This is a genomic window from Pedobacter sp. 05L430 (assembly GCF_056397585.1).
Genome location: NZ_JBFTNT010000182.1, coordinates 1 through 8,639 on the forward strand (window position 1 = coordinate 1; position 8,639 = coordinate 8,639).

An 8,639-nucleotide genomic window follows, 5' to 3' on the forward strand; every position below is an offset into this window, starting at 1 on the left:
ATCATGACACACCTGATGACATCATCAAAATAACCGAAGAGATCTCGGTAGATCTGAAGGTAAAATATTGCAAGCATAAACAGGCCGAATAAGCCTGTTTATGTTAAATTAATCCAATATCATTTCGGGCGCGTTCTCATCAGCGAACAGTTTACCAGCAGTGGCCTGTTTGATGTAATCAACACTCACTCCCGGAGCCCTTTCTACTAATCTAAATCCACCTTCAGGTAATATATCTAATACGGCCAATTCTGTTACCACTTTTCTTATGCAGTTTACTCCTGTAAGCGGTAAAGAACATTTTGGTAATAGCTTACTTTCACCGGCTTTATTTACGTGCTGCATGGCAACAATAATATTCTTTGCAGAAGCAACAAGATCCATTGCCCCTCCCATCCCTTTCACCATTTTACCTGGTATTTTCCAATTGGCTATATCACCATTTTCTGATACCTCCATGGCTCCTAATATCGTCAGGTCAATTTTCTGGCTTCTGATCATTCCAAAACTCATTGCCGAATCAAATATGGAAGATCCGGGTAAGGTAGTAATAGTTTGTTTACCGGCATTAATTAAATCGGCATCCTCTTCTCCTTCAAAGGGAAAAGGCCCCATACCCAACAAACCATTTTCAGATTGAAGCACCACATTAATTCCTTGGGGGATAAAATTAGCCACCAACGTAGGGATGCCAATTCCTAAATTCACATAGTAACCGTCTTTTATTTCTTTTGCGATACGTTTCGCAATACCATTCTTATCGAGCATATCAATATATTATAGAATTAATTTCTTGGTCTAACCGTACGTTGTTCTATTCTTTTCTCGTAGTTAGCCCCCTGAAAAATACGGTGTACATAAACGCCGGGAGTATGAATATGATCCGGATCGAGCACTCCGGGTTCCACAAGTTCTTCCACCTCAGCAATCGTAATTTTTCCGGCCATAGCCATTACGGGGTTAAAATTGCGACTGGTAGATCTAAAGATCAGGTTTCCTGCAGTATCACCTTTCCAGGCTTTTACTAAGGCAAAATCAGCATCAAAAGCATACTCCATCAGGTAATCTTTTCCGTTAAAATTTCTGGTCTCCTTACCTTCGGCAACCTCGGTACCTACACCTGCAGGAGTAAAAATGGCCGGCATGCCATATCCCGCTGCCATGCATCTTGTAGCCAAAGTGCCTTGAGGAATCAATTCTACTTCCAACTCACCACTTAACAACTGACGCTCAAATTCGGCGTTTTCCCCTACATACGACGAGATCATCTTTTTAACCTGATGCTGCTGCAACATCAAGCCAATACCAAAATCATCCACACCGGCATTGTTTGATATACAGGTTAATTCTTTAACCCCTTTTCTTACCAGAGCGGCAATACAATTTTCGGGTATTCCACACAAACCAAAGCCTCCAAGCATTAAAGTACTACCGTTTTTTATGTCACTGATGGCTTCATCAGCACCTGCTACGACTTTGTTTATCATACTAAAAGTTTTGTTACTAAATTATATTATAAATTGTGTTAGAACCAAACTATTTCGCTATTTCTATAATTTTATCATCATTGCCGTTGCTACTTCCAATATACACCTTACCATCCGGACTCATGCAAATGGCCCTTAGCCTCCCGTAATCATTTACAAGATAATCTTTACTGGTCTCAACCTTATCACCGTCTGCATCGAGTTTTAGCTGAGTTAATTTAGAGGCCTTTAAGCTAACCAGCAGTAAAGAGTTTTTCCACTCAGGGATAAGATCGCCACTGTAATAAGTTAAGCCGCTGGTGGCTATCGTAGGTGTCCATGCTTGAATTGGCTCTACCACATTATGGGCTGTGCAAAATGTTTTTTCAGCATCTTTGTTGCAATAACCCTCAACATTTGGCCAGCCATAATTTCGTCCTTTTTTAATGATGTTAACCTCGTCATCGTTATTAGGACCATGCTCTGATTCGTATAACTTTCCATTAGCCAGCCCCAAACCTTGCGGGTTTCTATGCCCCAAGCTCCATACGCGGCTACCCGCAACTGGGTTATCGGCAGGAATTGACCCGTCAAGATTTACCCTGAGTATTTTGCCCGACAAAGAATTCATGTTTTGTGCATTATCAGCCTCACTTGCATCACCGGTAGTAATCAGGAGTTTTTTATCTGCTGTAATGAGCAGCCTGGAGCCATTATGGATAGATGCTGCCGGAATCTGATCAAGAATAACCAGAGGCGAATTCAGGGTGCCGTTTGAGTAAGTAAACCGAACTACTTTCCCTTTATAATTTGAGCCGTAATCATAAACTACATATACCCATGGATTGGCTTCAAAGTCGGGATTTAGGGTCATACCCAGCAAACCACCTTCACCTTTTGATACCACCTCGGCAATAGTATGAAGCGCCGTTACAGCACCTGTTTCCGGATTTACTCTGCTAATTTTCCCTGAACGTTCGGTAATCCACAATTGCTTATCAGGCCCATAAACAACCTCCCATACATGTGAAAGTCCTGTGGCTAAAACTTTGGTTTTAATAGCAACATCACCAGGATTCTGCGAGTCTCCGGATTTGTTTTTCTTACAAGAAGAAACGCTCATAAAGAGCGCGAACAAACTTACGATTAATACCTTCATAGGATGTCTTTTTCTCATACAACATCCTAAATGTAAATAAGTTTATCTAATTGAAATAAACATAAGTGATGCCATCGCCACCTCTATCTGCATGCTCATCTTCTACCCTGTTTACCTGGCTATATTTCTTTAAATATTCACGAATCAGCTTCCTTAAAATGCCATCACCTTTTCCGTGGATGATCTTTATAAAAGGAAAGCCAAGCATGATCGATTTATCAAGATATTTTTCCACTTCATGCAAGGCATTTTCGCCACGCATACCACGCAGGTCAAGCTCAGCAGTGAAACTCGATATCGCTTCAGAAATACTGCCTGTAAATGAGTTATTCTGAACTGCTTTTTTAGCCTGTTTGTTGCTGATTTTCTGAACACGGTTTTTCTTCAGTACAGAACGAAGGTCGCCCAATGCAACTACCAGGTTATCACGGTTTATCTCAAGAACCTGCCCCATAGTTTCGCTATTGTTTAGCTGTACCCAGTCGCCCACTTCAATAGGCGTATTACTAATCACTGGTACTTCAGGCTTTTTCTCTTCCTTTACATGATTCTGCACCAATACCTTTTGCAGGTTTTGTCTCAATTCTTTGGTTACTACCTTATCTGCCTTGCTTTCTTTAATCTCTGCTATGGTATTCTCAACGAGTTTATTGGCATTTCTAATAATCGCCTGAGCTTCGAGCTTAGCTTCTTTGATCAGTACTTTCTTGTTCTCATCCAGAAACAGTTTAAGCTTCTCGTTTTCTGCGACAAGGTTTTTCACCTTATTCTGTTGATTGGAAAGATTAACTTTTGTATCGTAGATCTGTTTCTTTTCACGTTCCAGATCGACAAGCAAACTATCTATCCTGTTTTGATTGGTACCGGTTTTAGCCCTGGCAAGTTCCAACACCTCTTTTTGCAAACCAATGTTTTGTGCAATCTCAAAAGCATAAGAACTTCCCGGTTTACCAATTTCCAATACGTACATTGGTTTCATCTTGTCGTTATCAAACAACATGGAAGCATTTTCTAAGCCTGGGGTATTACCAGCAAAAAGCTTTAGGTTAGAGTAGTGGGTGGTAATTACCCCTCTCACTTTTTTATTGTTCAACACTTCCAAAACAGCCTCTGCCATAGGCCCGCCAAACTGAGGATCTGTGCCCGTTCCAAACTCATCAATTAAAACAAGCGATTTAGGCGTAGCATGGGCAACAAAATACCTCATTTTAGTAAGGTGAGCACTGTAAGTACTCAAATCACTTTCTATCGACTGGTCATCGCCGATATCGGCAAATATCTGATCAAATATACCTACCTCACTAGATTCATGAACTGGAATCAATAAACCTGATTGTACCATTAACTGTAATAGACCTACAGTTTTCATACAAACAGATTTACCTCCGGCATTGGGCCCTGATACGAGCACAATCCTCATGTTCTCATTAATATGAAAATTTAAAGGAACAACGGTTTTCTTATCCTCTTTAAAGGAAAGGTACAGTAAAGGGTGGCGTGCATTAACCAACTTAGTCTTGGCTTCCTTTATTAGAACCGGCATATCGGCCTCAACATCTATAGCGAACAGCGCTTTTGCACGGACAAAATCTAACTTAGTAAGGAAACCATGGTACGACAATAATAATGGTGTATATGGCCTCAGATCATTTGTGAGCGCTATTAAGATCTTTATAATCTCCCTGCGCTTGTCAAATTCCAGATCCCTAAGCTTATTGTTTAATGAAAATACCTCTTCTGGCTCTATGTATACCGTTTGTCCGCTAGCCGATTCATCATGAATAAAACCTTTCAGTTTCCTTTTATTTTCGGCAAGTACCGGTATACACATTCTGCCATCACGTATGGTTAAGCTACCATCGGCAACCCAATTATTACTAATTGCCTGCTTATAAATAGAGTCCATTCTCTTCCTTACGTCCTGCTCTGCTTTTGCGATCTCTCCAATTATATTTTGAAGTGCAACAGAAGCGTTTGGCTTTATCTTTCCTTTCGGATCCAGTACAGATTCTATGCGTTTAAGTATATTCTTTTCGACAGGCAGGTGCTCAAACAGCGCCTCCAGATTAGGGTATACTTCTTTTCTTTCATCAAAAAACCTCAGTACAGAAAATACAGTTTGTAAAGAGGCGTACATTTGGTGCAGCTCATCCTCTACAAGATAAGTGCCCTCCACTCTGATCTTATCGGCCAGAGATTTTATGTCGAAAAATGTACTGATTTGCAGCGGTTCCTGGTTCTCGAGGATACTTTTAAACTCATTTGTTTGTCTCAAAAACTTATTGATCTGATCAAACTTGGTCATCACCTGCATTTTGCCCACCATTTGCTGCCCCATAGGGCTCAGACAGTGTGCGTAAATAAGTTGTTTTACCTCATTAAACCCCAAACGCTCTAAACAATTCTCCGGATATAACATTCCTATTTCTATCTTATTTTTTATTAATAGTCTTCTTTAATAATTCTCTGGCCTTTATAGAGTCTGCCCTCTTTTTCCTGGCAGCCTTCCTTAAAACAGCTTTTGCTTTTTTGGTTGAATCCACTTTTTTAATAGAATCAGCCTTTTTAACTGCAATAACTTTCTTTAACGAGTCGGCCTTAAATTTAGCTCGTTGTGGTGCAGTAACTTTTTTCAAAGAATCTGCACGCTTCACAGAGTCGGCCTTAAACTTAGCTTTAACAATTTTAGCTGCCTTGGCTTGCACCAATGAATCTGCCTTTACCAAAACGTTCTTTTGCTTGGTTAATCCCTTGGTTACCTTATCATAGATGCCATCTAATACTTTCGGATGCTGACTATAGTAAGCCATACTTTTACCGTAAAGGGCCGAATCTATCTCGTATCTTTTATAAATGCCATTATAATAAGCCGCAGCGATAGTTCTTGACGTATCGATGTTAGGTATGGTAGTGATGTAAGCATCCACAATATGAATGTCGTGCAATACCAGGGCCATTTTATCAGGCTGAATAATATCGGAAGGAATACCTGGCTTACAGCCTGCAACGAATAAAAAAAGGAAGGCTGTGTATATAAAGTTCTTCATTATGGGCTAAAACATCATTATTTCTTAGACAAAGTTCGCTAAGGTTCTTATTTTTACCAAAAATACTGATAAATGAGTATAGCAGATAACTTATTAGAATATAAAAGCGAATTAGATAAGACACAGGTTGAGTTAATAGCCGTATCTAAATACCAGGAGCCCGCCGCAATTATGGAAGCCTACAATGCCGGGCAACGCGTTTTTGGCGAAAACATAGTTCAGGAACTGGTTGACAAACAAGCACAATTACCTACAGATATTGAGTGGCATCTTATTGGTCATCTGCAAACCAACAAGGTAAAATACATTGCCCCTTTTGTAAAACTGATCCACTCGGTTGATAGCCTGAAGCTATTAATTGAAATAAATAAACAAGCCGTAAAAAATAAGCGGGTAATAGACTGTTTACTTCAAATTTATATTGCCGATGAAGACACCAAATTTGGTCTTGGTTTTGATGAGGCTATTGAACTGCTTAGGTCTGAAGAATTTGCTACACTTAAAAACGTACGTATTGTAGGTTTAATGGGAATTGCAAGTAACAACGCCACAGAAAAACAGACTCTTGATGAGTTCATTGAGTTAAAAGTTCTTTTTGACGGTATTAAAGTTAGCTTTTTTAGAAAAGATGACTACTTTAAGGAAGTATCTATGGGTATGTCTGGCGATTACAAACTTGCAATTGAAGCAGGTAGCACAATGGTAAGAGTTGGCAGCAGTATTTTTGGTAAAAGGAAGATTAAACATTACAAAACAGAATGAGCATTACAATAAGAGTTGCTGAGCGAGAAGATTGTCCGAGATTATTGGAATTAATTAATGAACTGGCTCTTTATGAAAAAGCGCCGGAGGAAGTAACCGTAACCATAGAAGAATTTATGGATGCCGGTTTTGGCGAAAACAAAGTATGGAAAGCTTTTGTTGCTGAGGATAACAATAAAATTATTGGCTTTGCCTTATACTATACCCGCTACTCGACCTGGAAAGGCTGCCGCTTATACCTTGAAGATTTCATTGTAACTGAAGAATACAGGGGGAAAGGCGCAGGTAAGCTCCTTTTTGAAACGGTTATACAGGAAGCAAAAGATAAAAACTACAATGGCATGGTTTGGCAGGTGCTGGACTGGAATGAGCCGGCAATTAATTTTTACAAAAAGTACGCTGCTGATATAGAAGCAGGATGGTTAAATGCATCCTTTTCGAAGGAACAAATTTCGAAGTAATATGAAGAAATTAGGATTATTTATTATCGCCATAGGTTTTATAGCTTGTCAGAGTGAGAATAAAACAAGCAATACTACCGACACTACAAGTGTTGTAACTACAGGAGACTCATTAACTTTTAAATACGATTCAGTAAAAGTTTACAGCAAAACCCCAGTATCTGTTGATAAAAATGTAACTGATACTTCTAAGGCAGTTATTTCGTATCCTTTATTTAATGATGAAAAAGTAAACCAGTTTGTTGAAACCAAAATAAAACTGACAGCAGATTCTGGCAAAAACTACAAAACATATAATGAATATGCTACCGATTTTATAAAAGGTTATGACGACTTTAGAAAATCTGAAAAGGATTACCCGCAAACCTGGTTCTTAGACATCAATGCTAAGGTTGTGAAACAAAAGCCAGGCTACTTGTCGCTGCTAAACACTTATGTAAATTATTCAGGCGGTGCACACCCTAACAGTGTATTTATCTACCTGAACTACAATCCGGCCACACATCAGGAAATCCTTTTAGATTCTTTAATTCAACCAGGTTCCCTGCCAAAACTTACTGCTGTGGCCGAAAAGATATTCAGAAAAAATGAAAAGCTTAGTCCTACTGCTAGCTTAAAAGATGGCTATTTCTTTGATAAGGATACGTTCAAACTGAATGACAACTTTACCATTACGGATCAAGGTTTAATGTTTCTTTATAATCCTTACGAAATCAAGGCTTATGCATATGGAAAAACAGAACTGGTTATTCCTTTTAGTGAGCTTAAAGAAATTGCTAAACCAAATTCATTACTTAGTCCCGCAAATTAATGGAAGTATACAAATTTGGAGGTGCATCAGTTAAAGATGCCGAAGGGGTAAGAAATCTGGCCAATATCATTAAAGAACGAAATCAAAAAAACAACCTGTTAATCGTTATTTCGGCAATGGGTAAGGTTACCAATAAGCTTGAGGATTTAACAAAAGCTTATTTAACGGGTCTTGAGGATACACATCAGATATTTGAAGAGGTAAAACAATTCCATTTCAACATCATTAGTGAGTTATTTCCAGACCACAGTAACCCGGTGTATAACGACGTGGCAAACTCATTCGTAGAGATAGATTGGTTAATAGAGGAAAAACCAGACGACGCAGCTGATTACATTTACGATCAAATCGTTTCAATCGGGGAAATCGTCTCGACCAAAATAGCTGCTGCTTACTTAAACGAAACAGGTTGTAATGTGCAATGGGTTGATGCCCGTAACTTTATCCATACAGATAACAATTACCGGGAGGCACAGGTAAACTGGGAAAAAACAGAGCAGGAAATACAGAAAAAACTGGCTCCTGTTTTAGAACAATATATTGCAGTAACCCAGGGATTTATTGGCAGCACAAGCGAAAACTTTACCACAACTCTTGGTAGAGATGGTTCTGACTATTCGGCCGCAATATTTGCTTCTTGCCTAAATGCAACTTCGTTAACCATCTGGAAAGATGTGCCCGGAGTTTTAAACGCCGATCCTAAATGGTTTGATGAAACGGAAAGAATTCCGCGTTTATCTTATCATGATGCAATTGAACTGGCCTATTATGGTGCAACTATTATTCACCCTAAAACAATAAAGCCGATTCAAAACAAGAACATCCCTTTATTTGTTCGTTCTTTTCTTGATCATAAGGCCGAAGGCACAGACATTACGGGAGAAAACAATCATCTTCCGGTTCCATCCTTTATATTTAAAGTAAACCAGGCGC

9 protein-coding genes are annotated in these 8,639 nt (G+C 39.1%); 4 read left to right on the forward strand and 5 right to left on the reverse strand.

The window, feature by feature from the left end:
* Positions 1–108: 108 nt before the first annotated feature.
* From AC1DG9_RS18895 to AC1DG9_RS18915, 5 genes are read right to left on the reverse strand one after another with little or no spacing between them, the layout of a single operon-like run.
* Complete coding sequence (locus AC1DG9_RS18895) at positions 109–768, reverse strand: 3-oxoacid CoA-transferase subunit B (RefSeq protein WP_337716611.1); 660 nt, start codon at positions 766–768, stop codon at positions 109–111.
* A gap of 17 nt (positions 769–785) precedes the next feature.
* A complete protein-coding gene (locus AC1DG9_RS18900) occupies positions 786–1,487 on the reverse strand; it encodes a CoA transferase subunit A (protein ID WP_068889605.1) in 702 nt (233 codons plus the stop codon).
* Between the two features lie 49 nt (positions 1,488–1,536).
* Positions 1,537–2,625 carry a PQQ-dependent sugar dehydrogenase gene (locus tag AC1DG9_RS18905; RefSeq protein WP_337716609.1) on the reverse strand — a complete coding sequence of 363 codons (1,089 nt, stop codon included), beginning with the start codon at positions 2,623–2,625 and terminating at the stop codon, positions 1,537–1,539.
* Positions 2,626–2,671: 46 nt separating this feature from the next.
* Complete coding sequence (locus tag AC1DG9_RS18910; RefSeq protein ID WP_172659888.1) at positions 2,672–5,044, reverse strand: endonuclease MutS2; 2,373 nt, start codon at positions 5,042–5,044, stop codon at positions 2,672–2,674.
* A gap of 13 nt (positions 5,045–5,057) precedes the next feature.
* Positions 5,058–5,672 carry a DUF4296 domain-containing protein gene (locus AC1DG9_RS18915; RefSeq protein ID WP_337716607.1) on the reverse strand — a complete coding sequence of 205 codons (615 nt, stop codon included), beginning with the start codon at positions 5,670–5,672 and terminating at the stop codon, positions 5,058–5,060.
* A gap of 72 nt (positions 5,673–5,744) precedes the next feature.
* On the opposite strand from AC1DG9_RS18915, the gene AC1DG9_RS18920 reads away from it, so the two are divergent.
* The 4 genes from AC1DG9_RS18920 to AC1DG9_RS18935 form a co-directional block, all read left to right on the forward strand.
* A complete protein-coding gene (locus AC1DG9_RS18920) occupies positions 5,745–6,434 on the forward strand; it encodes a YggS family pyridoxal phosphate-dependent enzyme (protein ID WP_172659886.1) in 690 nt (229 codons plus the stop codon).
* Positions 6,431–6,895 (forward strand): GNAT family N-acetyltransferase, encoded by a 465-nt coding sequence (locus AC1DG9_RS18925; protein ID WP_337716605.1) that lies wholly within the window; start codon positions 6,431–6,433, stop codon positions 6,893–6,895. The genes AC1DG9_RS18920 and AC1DG9_RS18925 overlap by 4 nt, the downstream gene beginning before the upstream one ends.
* Before the next feature lies 1 nt (position 6,896).
* A complete protein-coding gene (locus AC1DG9_RS18930) occupies positions 6,897–7,706 on the forward strand; it encodes a DUF3298 and DUF4163 domain-containing protein (RefSeq protein ID WP_288879052.1) in 810 nt (269 codons plus the stop codon).
* A partial coding sequence (locus AC1DG9_RS18935) for an aspartate kinase (RefSeq protein ID WP_477635038.1) occupies positions 7,706–8,639 on the forward strand: 934 nt, incomplete at its 3' end. The genes AC1DG9_RS18930 and AC1DG9_RS18935, both read left to right, overlap by 1 nt.